This window comes from Isoalcanivorax pacificus W11-5 (genome assembly GCF_000299335.2).
Lineage (GTDB): Bacteria > Pseudomonadota > Gammaproteobacteria > Pseudomonadales > Alcanivoracaceae > Isoalcanivorax > Isoalcanivorax pacificus.
Genome location: NZ_CP004387.1, coordinates 1,609,968 through 1,632,623, shown reverse-complemented (window position 1 = coordinate 1,632,623; position 22,656 = coordinate 1,609,968). Strand labels below are relative to the sequence as shown.

Below are 22,656 nucleotides of genomic sequence, written 5' to 3'. Positions count from 1 at the left end.
TTCAGTAGAGATAATTGAACATCTTGCGGCGGTACTCGCTGGCCAGCGGATCGCCTTTCGGCAGGCAGTCGAACACTTTCAGCAGGGCCGCGCGGGCCACACCCTCGCGGTAGCCGGGGTGATCACGCAACAGCCGCAACAAGGCTTCCAGCCCGTCCCGAAACTGCCCTGCGGCGGCGGCCTGCAAGCCGTAGGTGTACAACGCAGCCGCCTGTTTTTCCGGGCTCTCGGGCTGGTCGATCTGGCGTGCCAGTTCGCTCAGTGGCACCGGAGCCTCGGCAAATTCTTCCAGCAGTGCAAAGCGCGCACGGAAGGGGCGCAGGGTGTCGACATCCTCCGCCACTTCGGCCAGCACCGATTGCGCGTCCTGAACCCGACCGTCGCCCAGCAGATATTCCACCAGCAGCGCACGCAGGGAATGGCGATCCGGTTCCTGCGCCAGTGTCTGCCGCAGCACGGCTTCCGCCTGTTCGCCGTGGCCCGCTGCGATGGCGCCGCGCACCTGCTCCAGAAAGGCTTCTTCCTGCGCGGCCTCGTCTTCCTCCGGGTTGCCCAGCACCGGCGCCAGCCATTGCCGCAGCGCGGCCTCGGTTTGCAGGCCGCTGAGCTCGGCCACCAGTTGTCCCTGGTACACCAGCTTCAGCGTCGGCAGGCTGCGCACGCCGAACTGCCCGGCAATGACCTGCTGCTGGTCCGCATTGACCTTCGCCAGCAACACACGGCCGGCCTGCTCGCGGACGATCTTCTCCAGCACCGGCGCCATTTGCTGGCACGGCTGACACCAGTCGGCCCAGAAGTCGACGATCACGGGCATGCGCCGGGAGGCTTCCAGCACTTCGGTCAGGTTGTGTTCGGTGACATCGATAATGAACTGTTCAGCTTGCACGTCAGGCCCTCGTTGTTCGCACTGGCGCGATTGTACGTCATTCTCAGCAGCGGAAGCATGACCAGGAAGTCGAACAATTCAGCGCCGGTTTTACGCCTTTTTCACCCATTCCGGCCGGCACTGGTCTACCATCGTGGCATCCTTCCGATGACAGGAGCTGGTTATGACTTTGTTCGTTACTGCCCTGATCCTGCTTGCGGTGCTGTGCGCCCTGTTCTATTTCGAGGTTTCGCTGCGCACCGGCTCCGCACTGTTTGCTGGCGCCTGGCTGGCCCTCGGGATCATCGCTCCCGCTTTATGGCACCCCTTGTTGCTGATTCCCCTGGTGATCGTGCTGGCGGTACTGAACGTACCCGCACTGCGCATGAACCTGATCAGCAAGCCGGTATACGGGCTGCTGAGCAAGACCATGCCCAGCATCAGCGACACCGAGCGTGAAGCGCTGGAGGCCGGTTCCACCTGGTGGGAAAAAGAACTGTTCTGCGGCAAGCCGGACTGGCAGATGTACAGCGGCATTTCGCTGCCGACGCTGACCCGCGACGAGCAGTCCTTTATCGACAACGAGGTGGAAGAACTGTGCAGCATGCTCGATGAGTGGCGCATTCACCACGAGCTGAAAGATCTGCCGCAACCGGTGTGGCAGTTCCTGCGCGACAAGGGCTTTTTTGGCCTGATCATTCCACGCGAATATGGCGGGCGTGAGTTCAGCCCGTATGCGCAGAGCCGCGTGATGAGCAAGATCGCCTCGCGCTCGCTGACCGCCGCTGTGACCGCCATGGTGCCGAATTCGCTCGGCCCGGGCGAGCTGCTGATGAAGTACGGCACCGATGAACAGAAACAGCACTGGCTGCCGGGGCTGGCCGCCGGGAAGGAACTGCCCTGCTTCGGCCTGACCGGGCCGGAAGCCGGCTCCGACGCCGGTGCCATTCCGGATATCGGCGTGGTCTGCAAGGGCGAACACGACGGCAAGGAAGTGATCGGGCTGCGACTGAATTTTTCCAAGCGCTGGATCACGCTGGCGCCGGTCGCCACCGTGGTGGGCCTGGCGTTCAAGCTGGAAGACCCGGACGGCCTGCTCGGTGACCCGTCGAAAACAGACTACGGCATTACCTGCGCCCTGATCCCTGCCAGCCATCCCGGTGTGGAAACCGGTCGCCGCCACTACCCGGGCGCCCCGTTCATGAACGGCCCGGTCACCGGCAAGGACGTGTTTATCCCGGTGGACTGGATTATCGGCGGCCCGGACATGGCCGGCAAAGGCTGGCGCATGCTGATCGAATGCCTGGGTGCCGGCCGTGGCATCTCGCTGCCGGCCCTGGCCACCGCCAGCGGTGAAGTCGGATACCGCAGTGTCGGCGCCTTTTCGCGCATTCGCCGCCAGTTCAATGTGGAAGTGGGCAAGTTCGAGGGCGTGCAGGAAGCCTCGGCGGAAATCGCCGCGCTGGCCTACACACTGGAAGCCCAGCGCCATTTCGTCACCAAGGGCCTGGAAGATGGCATTCCCTCGGTCATGACGTCGATGGCGAAGTATCACGCCACGGAAATGATGCGCGTGCTGATCAACCACGGCATGGATATCGGCGGTGGCCGCGCCATCCAGCTTGGGCCGCGTAATTTCATGGCGCTGCCGTATCAGTCGATCCCGATCGCCATCACGGTGGAAGGTGCGAACATCCTGACCCGCTCGCTGATGATCTTCGGCCAGGGTTCCATGCGCTGCCACCCGTACCTGTACGAAGAACTGCAAACGCTGACCGCCGAGGACAGCGCACAGGGGCTGCAGGATTTCGATCCGCTGTTCTTCCGGCACGCCGGCTACACACTGAGCCGGGTGGCGCGCATGCTGGTGCAGGGCCTGACCGGCGCACGCTTTTCCGACGTGCCTGACAACGCCGACGATTTCAGCCGCCGCTGGTTCCAGTTGCTGAATCGCTTCAGCACCATCCTGTCGGTGACGGCGGATACCGCGCTGGCGATCCTGGGCGGCGACCTCAAGCGTCGCGAACTGTTGTCCGCACGCCTGGGCGACGCCCACAGCCAGTTGCTGATGGCTTCCGCGATTCTGAAATTCCACGCCGCACAACCCAGCGACCGCGCCAACGATGCCCACGCGGAATACGCACTGACCCGCGCCTTCCATCTGGCCCAGGAAGCACTGTACGAGTTCTACCGCAACTTCCCTGCACGAGTGCCGGCCTGGCTGGTGAAATGGGTCGCCTTCCCGATCGGCCGCGTGATCCATGCGCCCGACGACGAACTGATCCGCGAGCTGGGCGACCTGATCATGGAGCCCACCTCGGTGCGCGAGACGCTCGGCAGCTTCACCTATATCAGCACCGACCCGAAAGACGCGCTCGGCCGGCTGGAAACCACCTACCGCAAACTGCTGGAAGTGGACGACGCCTGGCAGGCCTATCTCAAGGCACACAGCCGCGGCAAGCTGGAAGGCCGCAGCATGACCGAGCAGCTCGGTTCCGCCGCCGCCCAGGGCATCATCCGCGACAGCGACGTCCAGGCACTGCTGGCGTACGACGCGATGCGCTACGACTGCCTGCTGACCGATGCCTTTGAACCGGAATTCTTCCGGCAATCACAGGCACCGGCGGACGACGAAGGCGAGGCAGCTTAACACCGCAGGCAGTACGCGGCCGGGTGGACAGCACCCGGCCGCCGCCTGTCCGTCCATGCCGAATCCCTGTACCCAGGGATAGGCCAGCCTGCCGTTGTTCTGCATACTGCACGGCTTGTTGCACCTACCTGCTTCGAGCCGACATGGATACTCCCCCCTCCCTGACCGCAGAGCCCGCCCTGCCGTCCCCGGTCCTGATCGTGGAAGACGATCCGCTGATCCGGCGCCGCCTGGAACGGATATTGCTGCAAGTGGGCTACCGCCCCGACATGCTGTGCCACGCGGCCTCACTGGCCGAGGCACGCCAGCACCAGGCAGCGCAGTGCACGGCACTGGCGCTGGTCGATCTCGGCCTGCCCGATGGCCATGGCACCGAGCTGATCGCCGAACTGCGTGCGGCCGACCCGGCCATGGGCATTCTAGTGATTTCTGCCTGGAGTACGGAAGACGCCATCATGGCGGCGCTGCGCGCCGGTGCGACGGGTTATCTGCTGAAGGAACGCGACGACCTGGAGGTCTCCCTGTCGATCCGCAGCGTGCTGCGTGGCGGTGCACCGATCGATCCGTTCATTGCCCGCCGCCTGATTGGTGAACTGTACCGCGCGCCCCCCGTTTCCGACGACGCCACGCTGAGTACGCGTGAGGGCGAAGTGCTGCTGCTGGTGGCCGACGGACTGTCGAACCGCGAAATCGCCGAGCGCCTGCACATCTCGCGCTACACCGTCGAATCCCATGTGAAGCACATCTACCGCAAGCTGGCAGTGTCGTCCCGCATCCGCGCCATCAGCGAAGCGCGCTCGCGCGGATTGCTGGACGGATGAAGCCACCGGCAACGACATGGCACCGGGCAGCGCTCTGCCGGGCAGCGCTCTGCTGGGCAGCACTGAGCACACTGCCGCTGTGGCTGATGGTGCAGCCCGGCACTGCAAACGCTGACTGCACGCCGCACATCGCTTCGGTGATGGCCGCGCGCGACAGCGGCCAGGGCCGCCCGGTGGATGGCTGGCAGGCCGTTACACTGCCTGACAACTGGAGCCTGCGCTGGCCAGAGCATGACGGCAGTGTCTGGTACCGCCTTCAACTGCAGCGTCCGTGCCCTGGAACAGCCCCCGCCAGCGCGCTCGTCATCCACTATCTGATCATGGCAGGCGAAGTGTTCATTAACGACAGCCTGCTCTGGCGCGATCGCCACCTTACCGAGCCACTGTCCCGTTCCTGGAACAGTCCGCGTTACTGGGTACTGCCCGACACCGCCGCCACTGACGACATCGTGTGGGTGCGCGTGGCCGGTGTCGCTGCCCAGACGCCGGGGCTCGGCCGGGTCAGTATCGGCGATCAGGACGCCATGCAGGCACTGTATCTGCGGGAACTCTGGCGCACGCGCACCCTGTCCGTCATCAACCTGACCGTCTCGGCAGTGCTCGGCACCCTGGCGTTATTTGTCTGGCTGGCCTTTCCGGCCCACAGGGTGTTCGGCTACTACGCCCTGACCAGCATCTGCTGGGTACTGTTCGGCATCAATACCCTCGCCACCGAAGCCTGGCCCTTCACCAGCACTGAAGCGGTTGCGCGCGCCAACCATCTGGCCTACGCACTGTTCATCGCCAGTTTCTGCGTGTTTACGTGGCGCCTGCTGGCGCTGCACCACCCCGCCTGGCTGGAGAAAGCCCTCGGCGTGCTGGGCCTCGTTGTGCTCGGCATGATTGTACTGGTGCCCGGCTGGTCATCCCTGCAACTGGCCGGCCACCTCAGCACGCTGATCCTGCTGCTCAATATTCTGTACATCATCTGGCAGGCATTGCGCCGCCGGCAGCCAGAACACTATGTGGTGGCGGCGAGCTTTCTGCTGCTGATCGCCATTGCCGTACGCGACATCCTGGTGCTGTCGGGCGTGCTGAAAAGCGACCACGCCCTTACCCCCTATACCTGCCTGCTGTTCATGGTGATGGCCGCAGTCCTGCTGGGCACACGCGTGGCGCGCAATGCCCGGCGCATCGAACGTTTCAATCAGGAACTCAGCAACGCCGTCGATCAGGCCTGTGCCGACCTGAGCCGCACCCTGGCGAAAGAGCACCAGCTCGCCATCCACAATTCCCGCCTGCAGGAGCGACTGCAGCTGGCCCACGATCTGCATGACGGGCTCGGCGGACAGATCGTGCGCTCCATCATGGTCATCGAACAGAATGACGCACCACTGCAGAACGAACGCTTTATATCGATGCTCAAGCTGCTGCGCGATGACTTGCGCCAGGTCATTGACAGTGGCGCCAGCGCCACGGCATCAGCCCCCGCGACACCGGCGGAGTGGGCGGCGCCATTGCGTTACCGCTTCGCCAATCTGTGCGATGCGCTGGGCATCGGCATGAGCTGGTGTGTCCCCGATAGCTGGCAGGCGCCGCCCAGCGCACTGCAATGCCTGCTGCTTGCCCGCCTGGCAGAAGAAGCGCTGACCAATGTCGTCAAGCACAGCCGGGCACACCACGCGCAGGTCACACTGCAACAGCAGGAACATTTTCTGGTGTTGCGCGTCGGGGACGACGGCATCGGGTTTGATGTGGAGGCGTTACAGGGTGCCAGCCTGGGCATTGGCCTCGACAGCATGCGGGCACGGGCAGAGCGCATGGGCGGTACGCTGACGCTGCATTCGCGCCCCGGTGCGACGGTGCTGGAAGCCAGGCTGCCACTGCAGGGCCGATAACAGCAGCGCACGCAATGACCATGCGCCCCAGGTCAGCGAACCGGCCAGCCAGTGTTGTGATGCGGGTGTTCGGGTTGTGCACCACCCCCAAGGGCTGTCGATACAGCGCCTGGGGGCGGTTCAGGGGAAGCGTGTTCCTGCATCCGGTGGTCAGCGATCAGAAGCGATACACCATGCCCACCGATACCACGTTCTGCTTGCTGAAATCGTTGTCCACCAGCTTGAGATATTCCAGCGTCAACGCGGACTGGTCGTCCATCTCCCAGTTCAGGCCGGCACCGTAGGCGGCGCCGTCGTCGCGGTAATCTTCATTGCCGACGGAGGAATCCACATAGCTGTAACCACCAATCAGGTACGGGTCCAGCTTGCCGCCGGTGGGCAGATTCACTACAGCGTAAACGCCATAGAAGTAATTCATTTCGGCATCAATGCCACGGTAGTCGTCGTCGAACAGGCCGGTGCCAAGACGCACTTCCCCGCTCAGCAGTTCATTGATCTCCAGGCCGCCACGCAGCGACAGTGCATCCAGGGAAGCTTCCTTCACCGCGCCCCGCTCAAAGTCCAGATAGCCATACTGCACGCCAAAATAGGGCGTGGAGTCGGCGATTGCCAAGCCGCTCGCGCTTGCCATCATCAGAGCACACAGGGTTCTTTTCATTGTTCATTCTCTCCTTGATCCATGATGCATACAGCGCCCGGGCCGGGCAGCCCGACCAGCATAACCAAAAGCGGGGACAGCGCCAAAAGACGTCCCGTCAGGCGGTACACGCAGACGATGAATTTGCCAACCCTGTCACCTCGACGGGACGGCATTATCGCCATAAGCGCGTTATCGGGCGGACAGGTGTTCACCGGGACATGGCGCGGGAAGTTGCCTCGGCCTGACAGGCTGAGGGCAAACTATCAGTAACAAGAATAATTCTCAACAAAAATCAGGCCACCGCATCGAGCTCCACCAGCCCGGAATCCAGGCTGAGTGTTTCGCCGTCACAGCGCAGCATCTGTTCGCTGCCGAGACGCTGGCGCAAGCCCGACACCAGCCCGTGCAGGCGCGCCATGCCGTCCGCCGGCCCTTCCGGCCAGAGCCGGTTCACGGCCTGCATCACTGGCATGGCGCCTTCCGCCTCGGCCAGTGCGACAAGCAGGGTCGTCTCCTCCGGCGGCAACAACAACGGTGCCCCGTCAAGTTGCAAGGGCAACGGGTCTGCGGCACGGACGCGCAACGGCTTGCGCCAGCCAGGCGGGGACAGGCCACGGGGTGGTGCCAGGCGGCGTGCATAAATCAGGCGCTGCACGTAATCCGGTTCCACATTCTTTTCCAGTGCCAGCGCGCAAAGTTCGGACATCGCGTCATTGCGCCACCAGGGAAAATTCAGATACTGCTGTTCGCGCCCCAGCCGCAGGGTGCTGCGCAGCAACACAGCCGCCTGGCGACGCAATCCGAACTTCAGCGCCAGATGTGCGCGCACCAGCCCCTGCGCAAACGGTACGCCAATCGACGCCATGCTGCGGCCGGTGAGTCCCACGCGGCCCATCTGCCACAGCGCCAGATGCGGCAACCCGCGCTCCAGATGCAACTGCGCCAGCCCCATGCGCGTCACTGCAATCGGAAATACCGCGCCGGCGCGCCTGGCACGTTGCACAGCCTGCCGCGCGTTGGACAGCGCCTCTGGCATATTGCCGGCGGCGCAGCAACACCAGGCACGGCAAAAATGGTAGCCGGCGCGGTCCAGATGATGCGTCGGCGGCGCGCTGCCACGCATGTCGTCCAGTTGCGCAGCGGCCTGGCGCAGATTGTTGCGGCTCAGCGACAGGTAGGCGCGCTGCATGTGGAAATGCGAATCCCACACATGCACGCCACTTTCCACGGCCAGCGCCAGGCCCGCCGTCACCGCCGCTTCGCAGGCGTCAAAATCCAGGAACAACCGCCGCACCATGGCATCGATGGAATAGCTGATCAGCAACGCGTGCGGTTCGCGGGTACTCATCCGCAATGGCGCCATGCGCTGGCGCAGTGCTTCTGCGGCAAGCAGGTCGCCGCGCCAGATGTGATACAGCACCAGATAGTTGGCAGCGGTCAGGCGCACGTAGGTGTAGCCGTGCTGATCAACAATACGTTCGCAGCGCTGCGCGTACTCGCCGATGCGTGCATGGCCCGGCTGGCGAAACACCAGCATGCCGAACATGGCGACCTGCACCTCTTCGCGTATCTGCACGGGCAGGTTGTTCGGCTGCTCGCTGAACACGCGCTGATGGCGTTCGACAAAACGGATCAGTGTGTCAAAGCCGGAGAACTCCGACAGCGACAGGATGCGGCCGTGCACGGCCCGGCACAGCAATTGCCAGCTTGAGGCGAGATTCGGTGAAGGTTGGGAATGGGACAGACGAAACGGCACCTCCGCCTGCCGCGCGGCGGCCAGCGGATCGCGAAAGAAATCATCGTTGTCGGGTACAAAAGCAACAACTGACACGGCTACATCCCTGGCCGGAAACAGGACAGGCTATCCTCGGGCTGGCCATGCAGCGGCCAGCTGTCCGGAGCACGCGGCGCCTGTCCGTATCACCTGCGATCCCGCAGGTTCCCCACACTGCCCCGCCCGAACACGCCCCGGGCAAGGCATCTTGCCAGCATGCCAGTCTGCACGCCAGTACGCCACTGTCGTGCCATCAGTCCTCGCGGCGATATTCGCCATCAATCACATTGCCACGCGGCGGCGGCTGAAACGGGTCCTGTCCGGCGAACGGATCCGCAGCACGCCCTTCCCTTGCAGCACGCTGCATGGCTTCCGCCTGGGCACGGGCCTGTTCCATCGCGGCCCGGATCTGGCGCCGGAAGCGCCAGAAGCGGATCGCAAACACCAGCACCAGCACCGCGACAATGCCGAGCACGATCAGAAACACGAAGGCGCCAACAAACAGCGACGCCGCCAGCAACACGGCGGCACTGATCGCCGCCACCACACGGACCAACGGATTGGCCGGGGCATTTCCTTCCAGATGATTCATCTCGGGAACCTGTTTCCTGTGGTCTAGAACGATCACCGTGCCGTCCTGCGGCAGGCATTGGCGGCAGATGCCTGCGGCATCTGCACTAGGGAACCTCTGCGGGCCGGTCCCCGCGCGATATCAGTTTGTCACTGTCTTCTGAGACAGGTCACCCTGCCCCGTGTTCCCTGTCCGCGCGGCAACTCACAGCCGCTGACAGGATGGTTTACCATGTGCGGCGCCTGTCATCACGCCATTCACCCGGCATGACCGGCGTCGCCAACGCCAGGGAGCACCGCCATGACACCCTTTACCTTCAGCACCACGCAAAGCCTGATCTGTGAACCCGGCGCCAGCGACCGGCTGGCGGAGATCGCCGCCTCGCTGGGCATGCAGCGCCCGTGCGTGGTCACCGACGGTGGCATCCTCGGCAGCGGCCTGCTGACCCCGGTGCTTGAGCATCTGCGCTCGGCCGGCCTGTCCGTCACCCTGTTCAGCGATGTGGTCGCTGACCCGCCGGAAGCCGTAGTGCTGGATGCGCTCGCGCAGGCCCGTGACGGCCAGTGCGACGGCGTGATCGGCTTCGGCGGCGGCAGCGCCATGGACACCGCCAAGCTGGTCGCCCTGCTGCTCAATAATGGCCAGCGGCTGCAGGACGTATATGGGGTCGGCAACGCCCAGGGCAAGCGCCTGCCGCTGATCCAGGTACCGACCACCGCCGGCACCGGCTCGGAGGTGACACCGATCGCCATCGTCACCACCGGCGAAACCACCAAGCAGGGTGTCGTGGCGCCACAATTGCTGCCGGATATCGCCGTGCTGGATGCCCGCCTGACCCTGGGCCTGCCGCCGGCGGTCACCGCCGCCACCGGCATCGATGCGATGGTGCACGCCATTGAGGCCTACACCAGCAAACACCGCAAGAACCCCTATTCCGACATGCTGGCCCGCGAGGCCCTTCACCTGCTGGCCCGCCATATCGAAGCCGCCGTGCAGACCGGCGAGGACGAAACCGCCCGCAGCCAGATGCTGCTCGGGGCCATGCTTGCCGGCCAGGCCTTCGCCAATGCCCCGGTGGCCGCCGTGCACGCGCTGGCCTACCCGCTCGGCGGCATCTATCACATCCCGCACGGGCTGAGTAATTCCCTGGTGCTGCCGCATGTGCTGCGCTTCAACCTGGAGAGCGCACGGCACGAGTACACCGAACTGGCCGGCATTATCCTGCCGCAGAACGAAGGCCACGCTGACGACGCAGCCGAACGGATGATCGACTATCTGGAAGAACTGGCCGTGCGGCTTGCGTTGCCCACTCGCCTGCGCGAACTGGATATTCCGGAATCCGCTCTCGGCCGGCTGGCCGCCGACGCCATGCTGCAACAGCGCCTGCTGGTGAACAATCCGCGCACGGTGACGGAAGACGACGCCCTCGCCATCTACAAGGCAGCCTGGTAACCATGAACGACACACAACGCGGCACCCGCGCCGACTACCGCTACTTCACCCCGATCACCACGCGCTGGCACGACAACGATGTCTATGGCCACGTCAACAACGTGACTTACTACAGCTATTTCGATTCCGTTGCGAATCACTTTCTGATTCACGAAGGCGGGCTGGATATTCATCAGGGCAGCGTGATCGGGCTGGTGGTGAGTTCCGGCTGCCGTTATCACGCTGCCCTGGCATACCCGGACATTCTCGCCGGCGGCCTGCGCGTCAACCGGCTGGGCAATTCATCGGTGGAATACGGGCTGGCGATTTTCCGTGATGGCGTCGATGAGGCCGCTGCGGAAGGTTTTTTTACCCATGTGTTCGTGGACCGCAGCACGCGCCGGCCGGTGCCCATCCCCGAACCGTTGCGCACCGCCCTGGCCAGCCTGTCGCAGAGCGGGTAGCGCCGTCGCGCCTTCAGGCAAACGCCTGCAAACCCGTCTGCGCACGGCCCAGGATCAGGGCATGCACGTCGTGCGTGCCTTCGTAGGTATTCACCGCCTCCAGATTCATCAGATGGCGCATCACATGGTATTCATCCGAAATACCGTTGCCGCCGTGCATGTCGCGCGCCTGGCGGGCAATGTCCAGCGCCTTGCCGCAGTTGTTGCGCTTCAGCAGCGACACCATTTCCGGCGCCCAGTCGCCTGCATCCATCAACCGGCCCAGACGCAGGCAGCCCTGTAATCCCAGCGTGATCTCCGTCTGCATGTCGGCCAGCTTGCGCTGCACCAGTTGCGTGGCCGCCAGCGGCCGGTCAAATTGATGCCGGTCGAGCGTGTATTGCCGTGCCGCATGCCAGCAGAATTCCGCCGCGCCCAGCGCGCCCCAGCTGATGCCGTAGCGCGCCTTGTTCAGGCAACTGAACGGGCCTTTCAGGCCCTCGACGTGCAAACGGTTTTCCGCCGGCACAAAGGCATCCTCCAGCACGATCTGTCCGGTGACGGAGGCACGCAGGGACAACTTGCCCTCGATCTTCGGCGTGCTGAAACCGGGCGTACCGCGCTCGACCACAAAGCCGGTGATGCGGCCATCGAGCTTTGCCCACACAACCGCCAGGTCAGCCAGCGGCGAATTGGTGATCCAGGTCTTGGTGCCATTGAGCCGATAACCACCGTCCACCGCTTCCGCGCGCGTGGTCATGCCGCCCGGATCGGAACCGTGGTCCGGCTCCGTCAATCCGAAGCAGCCGATCCATTCGCCACTGGCCAGTTTGGGCAGGCAACGCTGGCGCAGCGCCTCGTCACCAAACGTCTCGATCGGGAACATCACCAGTGACGACTGCACACTCATGGCCGAGCGATAACCGGAATCCACCCGTTCCACTTCCCGCGCCAGCAGGCCATAGCTGACATGATTGACGCCAGCGCCACCGTACTGCGCCGCCACCGTGGCGCCCAGCAACCCCTGGGCACCCATCTCGGTCATGATCTCGCGCTCAAAGATTTCCTCGCGGTGGGCGCGCAGCACGCGCGGCATCAGCCGGTCCTGGCAGAAGGCACGGGCGCTGTCGCGCACTTGGCGCTCGTCGTCGGTGAGCTGCTGCTCCAGCAGCAGGGCATCATCCCAGCGAAAGGATTGCATGGTGTCTCCCGGTCCGGTTCGCATGTTTTAATGCCACGCAGCATATCACTGGAGGAGTTTCCCATGCGCGCATGGTGTATCCAGAACAAGACGCTTGAACTGAACACATTGCCCACGCCCGAACCCGGCCCGGAAGAAGTGCGCATCCGCGTGCGCGCCATCGGCGTCAACCGGGCCGATATTCTTCAGACGCAGGGGCTCTACCCTGCCCCACCCGGTTTTGACCAACGCATTCCGGGCCTGGAATACAGCGGCGAAGTGGACGCGGTGGGCGAACGTGTTCGCGGCCGTCAAGTCGGTGACGCGGTCATGGGCCTGGTGCCCGGATGCGCCTATGCCGAGTACGTGCTCTGCCACGAACGCGAAACACTGAGCCTGCCGGAAACAGACGGCAAGCCGCTGGATTTCGCCCGCGCCGCCACCCTGCCGGAAGCGTTTCTGACAGCGTATCGCGCCCTGTTCCTTGAGGGGGGCCTGCAAAGCGGCCAATGGTGCCTGGTGCGGCCGGCCACTGCCGGTGTCGGCCTGGCTGGCGTGCAACTGGCCGCCGCGCTGGGCGCACGGCCGATCGGCAGCAGCCGCCATCCGGACAATCTCGCCAACGCCCGCAACATGGGCCTGGTCGCGGCGGTCAGCGAAGGGCCTGGCATGGCGGACGAGTTGAAAACGCTGACGCAGGGCGAAGGCGTGGCGGTGATACTGGATATGGTCGGCCCGGACTGGGATGCGCTGTTGCCGGGGCTGCGCACCGAAGGCTCGCTGGTGATGATTGGTCTGCTCGGCGGCACAAAGACCAGCCTGAATCTGGCCGGCCTGCTGCAACGGCGGCAGCATCTTTCCGCCATGACCATGCGCAGCCAGCCACTGGAAAATCGCATCCGCATGGCCGGGCTGTTCAACGACCGGCTGGCGCCGCTGTTCAGCGATGGCCGCCTGCAACCGCTGCCGCTGGAAACCTTCCCGTTCGATGATGCGCCATCAGCGCACACGCATATGCTGAAGTCGGATTTCAGCGGCAAACGAGTCATTGTGCTGTAGGGTGGGTAGAGCCAAAGGCGAAACCCACCATGACCATGCCGCACACTGCTCGCACAAAACCAGCGAAACCACCCGCCTCCCCAACCGGGTGATTTCGATGATTTTGCGGGAGTGATTAACAGGCATGGACCCGGTGGGTTTCGCCTTTGGCTCTACCCACCCTACGGCACATTTTGCATTGGTGGGGCTTTTTTATAGTTGAAGCTCGCCAATCTGCCACCCCGCCTGTGCCCGGTCTTCATCACAGCGTGACGTTTGCAGCGGCATCACCGACACATAGCCTTCGGCCAGCGCCACCACATCGGATTGCGGATGCGTCACGGCATCCGGTGCACGGCGAAATTCGAGCCAGTGATAGGGCAGCCCGCGTCCGTCTTCGCCGGCCTTGAGCACCGGGCGCGGCACGCTGCCTTCGATCTGCCGGGTCACGCGCGCCGCACGAATCGTCTCCGCAGGCAACGCCGGGAAATTGATGTTCCAGCACACATGATCCGGCTGACGCTGCACCAGACGGCGGATGATCCGCTCGCCGAGCACCTGCACCGGCGCCCAGTCGATCTCGTCCCGCACGCGAAACGCCTGGCTCAGCGCCACCGCCGGCACCCCCAGGTGCGCAGCAGCAAGCACCGCACCGACGGTGCCGGAATACATCACCGCATCAGACAGATTGGCACCACAGTTCACGCCGGAAATGACCAGGTCCGGCGGTGCATCGGCAAACCAGTGTGCCAGGGCAAACATCACGCAGTCGGCCGGCGTGCCCGACAGGGCATAGCGGCGCTCACCCCGGGAGTAATGACGCAACGGCTGATGCAGGGAAATCGCCTGCCCGACACCACTCTGGTCATGCTCCGGCGCCACCACCCAGACTTCACTGCCCAGTGATGCGGCCAGCACCTCGGCCACCGCCAGCCCCGGCGCGTCAATGCCGTCGTCATTGGTCACCAGTATCCGTTCAAATCGTGGCGTGTCGGCCATGCATCCGTCCCGTGAGTGCCTGAACAGGGTGTTGAAGACGCTTCAAAGCGGCTTTTTCAAGCGTGATTGAACCTGCCAATCGGCGGACACGATACCGGCAGACACCGGTGAAGGGAACTTCCCGCGCAAACATCACTCAACAGTTTTTTACGCGTTTGCTACGGGATCGGACTGTTGCAGATAGGGGCAATGGCGCAAAGTATGCAGAAAGCCATCCACCAGTTCCGTGCCCTGCTGCCGCAGGCAGAAACTTTCAGGCTGTAATAACCAGGTAAATATCAGACCGGTAAGCTGGGCGTGAAACTGCACCACTGCCTTGTTGATGTCCAGGCCCGCCGGCAGTTGTTCACGGCGTACCGCATTGCGGAATCCTTCGGCCAGATAGCCGGACACCTGCCGGAAACCATCCTGGCGATGATTGAGCAGCGGCAAGGTCTCTGCCGTGTATTCACAGCGCAGGAAATAGATTTCAAACAGGCGTCTTTTCTGCGGATCACTGGCCAGCTCATTGAGCATAGTCACCATGACGGCCCGTATCGCCCCGAGCGGGTCCGGTTCGTCCGGCAACATGGCCTGCCGCAGCAGGGTATCGAACGGCACCCGCCGACGCTCGGCCATGGCAATGAAGACGTCATGCTTGTTCTTGAAATGCCAGTAGATGGCGCCGCGGGTCACCCCGGCTTCGGCGGCAATGTCATTCAGCGAGGTGCAGGAGACCCCCTTGCGATGGAACACCAGCTCCGCCGCGTCAAGAATCTGCTCTCTGGTTTCCATGGCTTCAGCCTTGGTGCGCCGTGCCATAGGGCTCTCCCGCTCATGTCATGTGTCAGGCCGGATCACCGGTCCGGGCCGGCTGCCACTATACATACGTTTGCGAATGTATGTATAGTGCCGGCTATCTATACAGAACCCGGCTGACGACCCCGTTGCGGGCCATCACGCGGGCCTGCGTGTCCACGAGACACCCTGTTCCAACGACTGTACCCAGAAAAATCAAGTAGAGGTTCCTATGCGCAGTGGTCAAATTCGTCCAGGGTTGGCGCTCATGCTGACTGCCCTGCTCGCCGCCTGCAGTGACAGCGCCCCCCCTGGCGAGCAACAGGCTCCAGAGGTGGGCTATATCACTGTCCAGAGCCAGTCCGTGACCCTGCAACGGGAATTGCCGGGCCGTACCAACCCTTACCAGATCGCCGAAGTGCGCCCGCAGGTGACCGGGGTGATCAAGGAGCGGCTGTTCGAGGAAGGCGCCGAAGTGAAGGCCGGCGACCCGCTCTATCAGATCGACGACCGTCTCTACCGCGCCGCCGTCGCCAGTGCCCAGGCCGACCTGGCCCGCGCCCGTGCTGCCAGCGAATCAGCCCGGCTGACCATCCGCCGTTTTGAGCGCCTGGTGGAAATGAAAGCGGTCAGCCAGCAGGAACACGACGAAGCCCGCGCCGCCTATGACGAAAGCGCCGCCGCCGTCGCCGCCGCCGAAGCCGCGCTGCAGACCGCACGCATCAACCTCGATTACGCCACCATCACCGCGCCGATCGATGGCCGCATCGGCCGCTCCACCGTGACCGCCGGCGCACTGGTCACCGCCAACCAGGCCCAGGCACTGACCACGATCCGCCAGCTTGATCCGATCTATGTTGACCTGACGCAATCCAACAACGAGTTGCGCCAGTTGCGCGCCGCCATGGAAGCCGGGCAGTTGCAGAAAGTCAGCGACGACGAAGCGCGCGTCACCCTGCTGATGGAAGACGGCAGCCAGTACGAGCACCCCGGCGCACTGCAATTTGCCGAATACTCGGTGGATGAAGGCACCGGCTCGGTGGCACTGCGCGCCCTGTTCCCGAACCCCGAAGGCAATCTGTTGCCGGGCATGTTCGTGCGCGCGCGCCTGCCGGAAGGCCGCCGCAGTGACGCCGTGCTGGTGCCACAGAAAGGCATCGCCCGCGACCCGCGCGGCAACGCCACCGCCATGCTGGTCTCGGCCGACAACACCGCCGAGCAACGCCCCGTGGTGGCCGAACGCGCCATCGGCAACCAGTGGCTGATCAGCGAAGGGCTGCAGGCCGGCGACAAACTGATTCTCGAAGGGCTGCAGAAAATCCGTCCCGGCGCGCCCGTGCGCGCGGTAGAACTGGACGCCGACCAGGCCGAGCCCGCCTCCGGTGACAGCGCACCCGCCGCTGCCGCCGATACCGCACGCTGAACCGCCAGGACCTGACACATGGCCAGATTCTTTATCGACCGCCCGATCTTCGCCTGGGTGATCGCCATCGTCATCATGATGGCGGGGACGCTCGCGATCACCCAGTTGCCGGTGGAGCAATACCCCACCGTGGCACCACCGGAAGTCACCATCCGTTCCAGCTACACAGGCGCCTCGGCGCAAACCGTGGAAGACTCGGTCACGCAGGTGATCGAGCAGCAGATGAACGGGATCGACAACCTGCTCTACCTGCGCTCCACCAGTGATTCCGCCGGCAACGCCAACACCGTGCTGACCTTTGCGCCGGGCACCGACCCGGACATTGCCCAGGTACAGGTGCAGAACCAGCTCCAGCGCGCCATGCCACTGCTGCCGCAGCAGGTGCAGCAACTCGGCGTGCAGGTCCGCAAATCCTCGGATTCCTTCATGATGGTGATTGCCTTCACCTCGAAGGACGGCAGCATGACCCGCGCCGACCTGGCCGACTATATTGCCGCCAACGTGCAGGACCCGATCAGCCGCGTGCAGGGTGTCGGCCAGATCCAGTTGTTTGGCGCACCCTACTCCATGCGCATCTGGCTCGACCCGCAGAAACTGAATGAATTCGCGCTGACACCCGCTGACGTGGTGCAGGCCATCGAAGTGCAGAACAACCAGGTGGCCGGCGGTGAACTCGGTGGCGCGCCAGCGGTGCCGGGGCAGCAGCTCAACGCCACCATCATTGCCCAGACACGGCTGGAAACGCCGGAGGAATTCGGCAACATCCTGCTGCGTGTACGCCAGGACGGCTCCCAGGTACGCCTGCACGATGTCGCCCGCGTCGAACTGGGAGCAGAAAGCTACGCCATCGAAGGCCGTTTCAACGGCCGCCCGGCGGCCGGCCTCGCCATCAACCTGGCCACCGGCGCCAACGCGCTGGATACCGCCACGGCCGTGCGCGCACGGTTGGCCGAACTGAGCGAATTCTTCCCCGACAACATCGAAATGCAGTACCCGTACGACACCACACCGTTCGTGGAAATCTCGATCATGGAAGTGGTCAAGACCCTGATCGAAGGTATCGTGCTGGTGTTCCTGGTGATGTACCTGTTCCTGCAGAACCTCCGCGCCACGCTGATCCCCACCATCGCCGTGCCGGTGGTGCTGCTCGGTACTTTCGGTGTGCTGTCCGCGTTCGGTTTCTCGGTGAATACGCTGACCATGTTCGGCATGGTGCTGGCCATCGGGTTGCTGGTCGATGACGCCATCGTGGTGGTGGAAAACGTCGAGCGGGTGATGGTCGAAGACAACCTGCCACCGCGCGAGGCCACGCGCAAATCCATGGGCCAGATCACCGGCGCCCTGGTGGGCATCGCACTGGTACTGTCGGCGGTGTTCATCCCGATGGCGTTCTTCCCCGGCTCCACCGGAGCCATCTATCGCCAGTTTTCCATCACCATCGTGTCTGCCATGGTGTTGTCGGTGCTGGTGGCAATGATCCTGACGCCCGCATTGTGCGCCACCATGCTCAAGCCGATTCATGCCGAGCATCAACGCACCACCGGCTTCTTCGGCTGGTTCAACCGCAATTTTGACCGCGCCTCGCGTGGCTACCGTGGCCGGGTGGAACACATCCTTGGCCGGCGCGGCCGCTACCTGCTGATCTACGCGGCCATTGTCGCCGTGCTGGCCTTTGCCTTCATGCGCATGCCGTCGGCGTTCCTGCCGGAAGAAGACCAGGGCATCCTGCTGGCTCAGGTGCAACTGCCGGCCGGTTCCACGCAGGAGCAGACCATCGAGGTGCTGAAAAAAATGGAACACCACTTCCTCGAAAACGAGAAAGACGTGGTGCAGTCCATGTTCGCCGTGGCCGGCTTCAGTTTCTCCGGCCGTGGCCAGAATGCCGGCTTTGCGTTTATCCGCCTGAAAGACTGGGAAGACCGCAACCTGGGCCAGGACGGTGCGCAGCACATCGCGCAACGGGCCATGGGTGCGTTCTCGCAGATACGTGAAGCGATCATCTTCGCGCTGAACCCGCCGGCCATCCCGGCACTGGGTGTGGCCAGCGGTTTCAACTTCCAGTTGCAGGACCGCGCCGGCCTAGGCCACGCGGCACTGACCGAGGCAAGAAACGCGCTGCTGGCCAAGGCCAATCAGCATCCGGCACTGGTGGCCGTGCGCGCCAACGGCCTGGAAGACGCCACCCAGTACAAGCTGGAAGTGGACCGCGCCAAGGCCCAGGCGCTCGGTGTGTCACTGGCGGATATCAACACCACGCTGGCCGTGGCCTGGGGTTCCAGCTATGTGAATGATTTCGTCGACCGTGGCCGCGTGAAACGCGTCTATGTACAAGCCGACGCCGCCTTCCGCATGCTGCCGGAGGACATCAGCAAATGGTACGTGCGCAACGGCGCCGGCGAGATGGTGCCCTTCTCCAGCTTCGCCACCGGCGACTGGACCTACGGGCCGCAGCAGCTGGAGCGTTACAATGGCGTCTCGTCGATGAACATCCAGGGCAGTGCGGCCCCCGGCGCCAGTACCGGCGACGCCATGCTGGCGATGGAACAACTCGCCGCCGAACTGCCGCAGGGTTTTGGTTACGAGTGGACCGGCCTGTCCTATCAGGAACGCCAGGCCGGCAGCCAGGCGCCCGCGTTGTATGCGCTCTCCATGCTGGTGGTGCTGCTGTGTCTCGCCGCACTGTATGAAAGCTGGTCGATCCCGTTCGCGGTGATGCTGGTGGTGCCACTGGGCGTGATCGGTGCCGTCCTTGCCGCGACGATGCGCGGCATGGAGAACGATGTGTTCTTCCAGGTGGGCCTGCTGACCACCATTGGCCTGTCGGCGAAGAACGCGATCCTGATCGCCGAATTCGCCAAGGACCAGGAAGAAGAAGGCATGGGGCTGCTGAAGGCGACACTGGAAGCCGTGCGCATGCGACTGCGGCCCATCCTGATGACATCGCTGGCGTTCATGCTCGGCGTGACACCGCTGATGCTCAGTAGCGGCGCCGGTTCCGGCGCCCGCAACGCGATCGGCACCGGCGTGTTCGGCGGCATGCTCACCGCCACCGTGCTGGCGATCTTCTTCATCCCGCTGTTCTACGTGGTGGTGCGCAAGCTTTCCGGCGTGCCGTTGTTCAGCAAGGACGAGGACCCGACCCGGACACAGGGCTGAACCTGTTCCGCCCTGTCACCGTGCGCATCACAACGCACGGTTTCCCCGAACGGGGCATGGCCAGCGCCATGCCCCGTTTTTGCTACTTACGGCGTAGAGCACTGCTACTTTGGCACCGGGCCACTTGAGTCGCGCAGCACAAGTGCCTAGCGTGTAAGCCACCCATCACAACAATGATGCAGACGCCATGAGACGCCTGAACCGCGACACCCTCTGTCCAGCCCTGCTGGCCTTGAGCCTGCCGGCCTGGAGCCTGGCCGATATCGCACGCCTGGACACCGTGACCGTCGACGGCACGCGCATGGAGCGCACACTCCAGGACACCCCCGGTGCCGTCAGCGTGGTCGATGGCGCCAGTGCGCAGCAGGGCCAGCAGCACCTGCAACTGGACGAAAGCCTGGCACGCGTCCCGGGCCTGTATCTGCAAAACCGCTACAACTTTGCCCAGAACCTGCGCCTGTCCAGCCGCGGCTTCGGTGCCCGCGCGCCGTTCGGCGTGCGCGGCCTGCGCGTGCGTGTGGACGGCTTTCCGGAAACCCTGCCGGATGGCCAGTCGCAGGTGGACAGCATTGATCTGGATTCCATGGCGCGTGCCACCGTTCTGCGCGGACCGTCTTCGGTGCTGTACGGTAACGCCACCGGCGGCGTGGTGGACATCGAGACGTTTTCCGGCCGCACGCTGGATCACGATGGCGAGTTGCGCCTGTCCGGTGGCAGCGACGGCTACCGCAAGGCACACCTGCATACCGGCGGAGCCAATGAACGCATGCATCACTATCTGGGCGTCACGGCACTGAACTACGACGGCTATCGCGACCAGAGCGCGGTGGAAAAATACCTGCTCAATGGGCGCCTCGGCTGGATGCTCGATGACCAGCGCGAACTGCAACTGCTGTTGTCCGCCGTCGACACCCCGTACGCCGAAGACCCCGGCGGGTTGACCCGCGCCCAGGCACACGCGGATCGCGAACGCGCCGCAACCATGGCAACGCGCCTGGATGCCGGACAGAAAGTGGACCAGCAGCGCCTGGGCGTGCTGTACCGCGATGGCGCGCTGGGCGATGGTGTATTGCAAGCCCGCGCGTTTGTCAGCCGGCGCCACTTCGACCAGCAATTACCGTTCCCCGGCAGCAGCCTGATCGATTATCAGCGCCTGTTCTACGGCGCCGGCGTGGAGTACAGCCATGCGCTGTCGCTGTTCGGGCTGTCGCACCGCTACCTGATCGGTATTGATGCCGACCGGCAGCAGGATGATCGCGGCCGCCGCAGCGTCGATGCCACCGGTGCAGTCACCGGCATCACCGCCAACGAAGACCAGACCGCCACCAGCACCGGCGTGTTCCTGCAAACCGACACTACCCTGAGCGAACACTGGACACTCTCACTGGGCGCCCGCGCTGACCGCATCCGGCTACGCATCGACGATGACCTGCTCAGCGATGGCAGCGACGACAGCGGCGAACAGAAATTCAACGAAGGCAGCTACAGCGCCGGCCTGCGCTGGGCCGTGCATCCGGACCATACGCTGTACGCCACCGTCAGTTCCGCGTTTGAAACACCCACCTTTACCGAACTGGCCAACCCCTCCGGCGCCGGCGGCTTCAACCCTGACCTTGCTCCGCAGAAGGCCCTGAACCGCGAGATCGGCGCACGTGGCCTGCTGACCGACAACCTGCTCTACGATCTCGCCGTGTTCAGCGTCCGGGTCAAAGACGAAATCACGCCCTATGAACTGGCCGGCCGCACCTTCTATGACAACGCGGCGCGCACCCGCCGCGAAGGGCTGGAACTGGCGTTACAGCACTTCACCACCGATACCCTCACCACCACCCTGGCGTGGACGTGGGCGCAGTATCGCTTTGAACGGTTTGTGGACCAGCAACAGGGCCAGGACGTGCAGGACAAGCGCATGCCCGGCCTGCCGCAGCATATCCTGTTCGCCGAGGCTGCCTGGCGGCCCCACAACGGCTTTTTCCTGATCGGCGACGTGCGTTATGCCAGCGAGGTATACGCAGAAAACACCAACGAGACCCGCATCGGCAGCAGCACTGTGGTGAATGCCCGTGTCGGCAAACGCTGGCAGTTCACGCAGCAGTATGTCGAGCTGCACACCGGCGTCAACAACCTGCTCGACCGCGACTACTACAGCAACCTGCGCATCAACGCCAACAGCGACCGGGCCGTGGAGCAACGGGGTTATTTTGAGCCGGCGCCGGGCCGTACCTTTTACGCCGGTTTCACTCTGGGCTGGTGAGGCATGCGCTACGGCCTGGGTCTGCTGCTGTGCTGTTGGCTGACACCGGCCTGCGCCCTGCTGCTGGGTGACGAGGCGCCGGATTTTCACGCCGACACCACCGCCGGTCCGTTGCATTTCGACGACTGGCGGCAGGACCACTGGGTAGTGCTGTTCTCGCACCCGGCCAGTTTCACGCCGGTCTGCACCACCGAACTCGCGGCAGTGCAGCGACGGCAGAAAGCGTTTGCTGCACGGGGCGTGCGCACCCTCGCGCTGGCGGTGAGTCCGCTGGATGATCTACGCCGCTGGCTCGACGATATCGAACGCAGCCAGGGCGTGCGCCCGGCCTTTCCGCTGATCGCGGATCATCACCGCACCATCAGCACCCGTTACGGCATGCTGCATCCCCGTGCGCAATCGGTCAGCACGGTACGCAGTGTGTTCGTCATCGACCCGCGTGGACGCCTGCGCCTGAAAATGGACTACCCGGCCCAGGTGGGGCGGAACTTTGACGAACTGCTGCGCGCCATCGATGCCCTGCAGGCCACCTATCAGTATCCGGTGCTTACGCCAGTGGACTGGCAGCCGGGCGACGACGTGATCATCTCGCCCCGGCTGTCACCTGCTGACGCGCGCATGCTGTTTCCCGCGCAGCGCGACACCGTGCTGCCCTATCTGAAATACACACCACTGCCGCAATAGCGACCCCCTTATCCTTTGGTACCTGATACCAAACGCCGACAACGCTAATACCAGCACGGCACCAAGGCGTTAT

17 protein-coding genes are annotated in these 22,656 nt (G+C 64.0%); 10 read left to right on the top strand and 7 right to left on the bottom strand.

Annotated elements, in window-relative coordinates:
* Position 1: 1 nt before the first annotated feature.
* Positions 2-886 carry a tetratricopeptide repeat protein gene (locus S7S_RS07345; RefSeq protein ID WP_008739227.1) on the bottom strand — a complete coding sequence of 295 codons (885 nt, stop codon included), beginning with the start codon at positions 884-886 and terminating at the stop codon, positions 2-4.
* Positions 887-1,049: 163 nt separating this feature from the next.
* Here S7S_RS07345 and S7S_RS07340 point away from each other — a divergent pair, with 163 nt between their 5' ends.
* The 3 genes from S7S_RS07340 (at position 1,050) to S7S_RS07330 (ending at position 6,213) form a co-directional block, all read left to right on the top strand.
* Complete coding sequence (locus S7S_RS07340; RefSeq protein ID WP_008739228.1) at positions 1,050-3,515, top strand: acyl-CoA dehydrogenase; 2,466 nt, start codon at positions 1,050-1,052, stop codon at positions 3,513-3,515.
* A gap of 143 nt (positions 3,516-3,658) precedes the next feature.
* Positions 3,659-4,336, top strand: a complete 678-nt coding sequence (locus S7S_RS07335) for a response regulator (protein ID WP_008739229.1) — start codon at positions 3,659-3,661, stop codon at positions 4,334-4,336.
* Positions 4,333-6,213 (top strand): sensor histidine kinase, encoded by a 1,881-nt coding sequence (locus tag S7S_RS07330; protein ID WP_008739230.1) that lies wholly within the window; start codon positions 4,333-4,335, stop codon positions 6,211-6,213. Before S7S_RS07335 ends, S7S_RS07330 begins: the two co-directional genes overlap by 4 nt.
* A 157-nt stretch (positions 6,214-6,370) precedes the next feature.
* On the opposite strand, the gene S7S_RS07325 is transcribed toward S7S_RS07330, so the two are convergent.
* The 3 genes from S7S_RS07325 to S7S_RS07315 all read right to left on the bottom strand — a co-directional run bounded on the left by S7S_RS07325 (position 6,371) and on the right by S7S_RS07315 (position 9,219).
* Positions 6,371-6,871, bottom strand: coding sequence for a porin family protein (locus S7S_RS07325; protein ID WP_008739231.1), 501 nt, complete (start codon positions 6,869-6,871; stop codon positions 6,371-6,373).
* 274 nt (positions 6,872-7,145) lie between these two features.
* Positions 7,146-8,684: a transcriptional activator gene (locus tag S7S_RS07320; protein WP_008739232.1), complete on the bottom strand. Its 1,539-nt coding sequence runs from the start codon at positions 8,682-8,684 to the stop codon at positions 7,146-7,148.
* Between the two features lie 196 nt (positions 8,685-8,880).
* Entirely contained in the window at positions 8,881-9,219 is a 339-nt protein-coding gene (locus S7S_RS07315) for a hypothetical protein (protein ID WP_008739233.1), read from the bottom strand.
* A gap of 279 nt (positions 9,220-9,498) precedes the next feature.
* On the opposite strand from S7S_RS07315, the gene S7S_RS07310 reads away from it, so the two are divergent.
* Together S7S_RS07310 and S7S_RS07305 are read left to right on the top strand one after the other, a co-directional pair.
* Positions 9,499-10,650, top strand: coding sequence for an iron-containing alcohol dehydrogenase (locus tag S7S_RS07310; protein ID WP_008739234.1), 1,152 nt, complete (start codon positions 9,499-9,501; stop codon positions 10,648-10,650).
* Positions 10,651-10,652: 2 nt separating this feature from the next.
* Entirely contained in the window at positions 10,653-11,093 is a 441-nt protein-coding gene (locus tag S7S_RS07305) for an acyl-CoA thioesterase (RefSeq protein ID WP_008739235.1), read from the top strand.
* Between the two features lie 13 nt (positions 11,094-11,106).
* On the opposite strand, the gene S7S_RS07300 is transcribed toward S7S_RS07305, so the two are convergent.
* Positions 11,107-12,273: an acyl-CoA dehydrogenase gene (locus S7S_RS07300; protein WP_008739236.1), complete on the bottom strand. Its 1,167-nt coding sequence runs from the start codon at positions 12,271-12,273 to the stop codon at positions 11,107-11,109.
* A 63-nt stretch (positions 12,274-12,336) separates the two neighbouring features.
* On the opposite strand from S7S_RS07300, the gene S7S_RS07295 reads away from it, so the two are divergent.
* Positions 12,337-13,311: an NAD(P)H-quinone oxidoreductase gene (locus S7S_RS07295; protein ID WP_008739237.1), complete on the top strand. Its 975-nt coding sequence runs from the start codon at positions 12,337-12,339 to the stop codon at positions 13,309-13,311.
* Between the two features lie 192 nt (positions 13,312-13,503).
* Here the strand turns inward: S7S_RS07295 and surE are convergent, their stop codons facing one another.
* Together surE and S7S_RS07285 are read right to left on the bottom strand one after the other, a co-directional pair.
* Positions 13,504-14,289 (bottom strand): 5'/3'-nucleotidase SurE, encoded by a 786-nt coding sequence (gene surE / locus S7S_RS07290; protein ID WP_008739238.1) that lies wholly within the window; start codon positions 14,287-14,289, stop codon positions 13,504-13,506.
* A 147-nt stretch (positions 14,290-14,436) separates the two neighbouring features.
* Positions 14,437-15,090 (bottom strand): TetR family transcriptional regulator, encoded by a 654-nt coding sequence (locus S7S_RS07285; protein WP_008739239.1) that lies wholly within the window; start codon positions 15,088-15,090, stop codon positions 14,437-14,439.
* Between the two features lie 244 nt (positions 15,091-15,334).
* Here S7S_RS07285 and S7S_RS07280 point away from each other — a divergent pair, with 244 nt between their 5' ends.
* The 4 genes from S7S_RS07280 (at position 15,335) to S7S_RS07265 (ending at position 22,583) form a co-directional block, all read left to right on the top strand.
* The gene (locus S7S_RS07280) at positions 15,335-16,489 is read left to right on the top strand and encodes an efflux RND transporter periplasmic adaptor subunit (protein WP_008739240.1); all 1,155 of its coding nucleotides are present in this window, start codon (positions 15,335-15,337) and stop codon (positions 16,487-16,489) included.
* Positions 16,490-16,507: 18 nt separating this feature from the next.
* Entirely contained in the window at positions 16,508-19,645 is a 3,138-nt protein-coding gene (locus S7S_RS07275) for an efflux RND transporter permease subunit (protein WP_008739241.1), read from the top strand.
* Positions 19,646-19,832: 187 nt separating this feature from the next.
* The gene (locus S7S_RS07270) at positions 19,833-21,899 is read left to right on the top strand and encodes a TonB-dependent receptor family protein (protein ID WP_008739243.1); all 2,067 of its coding nucleotides are present in this window, start codon (positions 19,833-19,835) and stop codon (positions 21,897-21,899) included.
* Between the two features lie 3 nt (positions 21,900-21,902).
* On the top strand, positions 21,903-22,583 hold the full coding sequence (locus S7S_RS07265) for a peroxiredoxin (protein WP_008739245.1): 681 nt from the start codon (positions 21,903-21,905) through the stop codon (positions 22,581-22,583).
* Positions 22,584-22,656 lie beyond the last annotated feature (73 nt).

What these genes read in the sequence shown, in the direction of transcription:
- S7S_RS07340 (WP_008739228.1), top strand. Translation starts at nt 1,050, where the DNA reads ATGACTTTGTTCGTTACTGCCCTGATCCTGCTTGCGGTGCTGTGCGCC.
- S7S_RS07335 (WP_008739229.1), top strand. Translation starts at nt 3,659, where the DNA reads ATGGATACTCCCCCCTCCCTGACCGCAGAGCCCGCCCTGCCGTCCCCG.
- S7S_RS07330 (WP_008739230.1), top strand. Translation starts at nt 4,333, where the DNA reads ATGAAGCCACCGGCAACGACATGGCACCGGGCAGCGCTCTGCCGGGCA.
- S7S_RS07325 (WP_008739231.1), bottom strand. Translation starts at nt 6,871, where the DNA reads ATGAAAAGAACCCTGTGTGCTCTGATGATGGCAAGCGCGAGCGGCTTG.
- S7S_RS07315 (WP_008739233.1), bottom strand. Translation starts at nt 9,219, where the DNA reads ATGAATCATCTGGAAGGAAATGCCCCGGCCAATCCGTTGGTCCGTGTG.
- S7S_RS07310 (WP_008739234.1), top strand. Translation starts at nt 9,499, where the DNA reads ATGACACCCTTTACCTTCAGCACCACGCAAAGCCTGATCTGTGAACCC.
- S7S_RS07305 (WP_008739235.1), top strand. Translation starts at nt 10,653, where the DNA reads ATGAACGACACACAACGCGGCACCCGCGCCGACTACCGCTACTTCACC.
- S7S_RS07300 (WP_008739236.1), bottom strand. Translation starts at nt 12,273, where the DNA reads ATGCAATCCTTTCGCTGGGATGATGCCCTGCTGCTGGAGCAGCAGCTC.
- S7S_RS07295 (WP_008739237.1), top strand. Translation starts at nt 12,337, where the DNA reads ATGCGCGCATGGTGTATCCAGAACAAGACGCTTGAACTGAACACATTG.
- surE (WP_008739238.1), bottom strand. Translation starts at nt 14,289, where the DNA reads ATGGCCGACACGCCACGATTTGAACGGATACTGGTGACCAATGACGAC.
- S7S_RS07285 (WP_008739239.1), bottom strand. Translation starts at nt 15,090, where the DNA reads ATGGCACGGCGCACCAAGGCTGAAGCCATGGAAACCAGAGAGCAGATT.
- S7S_RS07280 (WP_008739240.1), top strand. Translation starts at nt 15,335, where the DNA reads ATGCTGACTGCCCTGCTCGCCGCCTGCAGTGACAGCGCCCCCCCTGGC.
- S7S_RS07275 (WP_008739241.1), top strand. Translation starts at nt 16,508, where the DNA reads ATGGCCAGATTCTTTATCGACCGCCCGATCTTCGCCTGGGTGATCGCC.
- S7S_RS07270 (WP_008739243.1), top strand. Translation starts at nt 19,833, where the DNA reads ATGAGACGCCTGAACCGCGACACCCTCTGTCCAGCCCTGCTGGCCTTG.
- S7S_RS07265 (WP_008739245.1), top strand. Translation starts at nt 21,903, where the DNA reads ATGCGCTACGGCCTGGGTCTGCTGCTGTGCTGTTGGCTGACACCGGCC.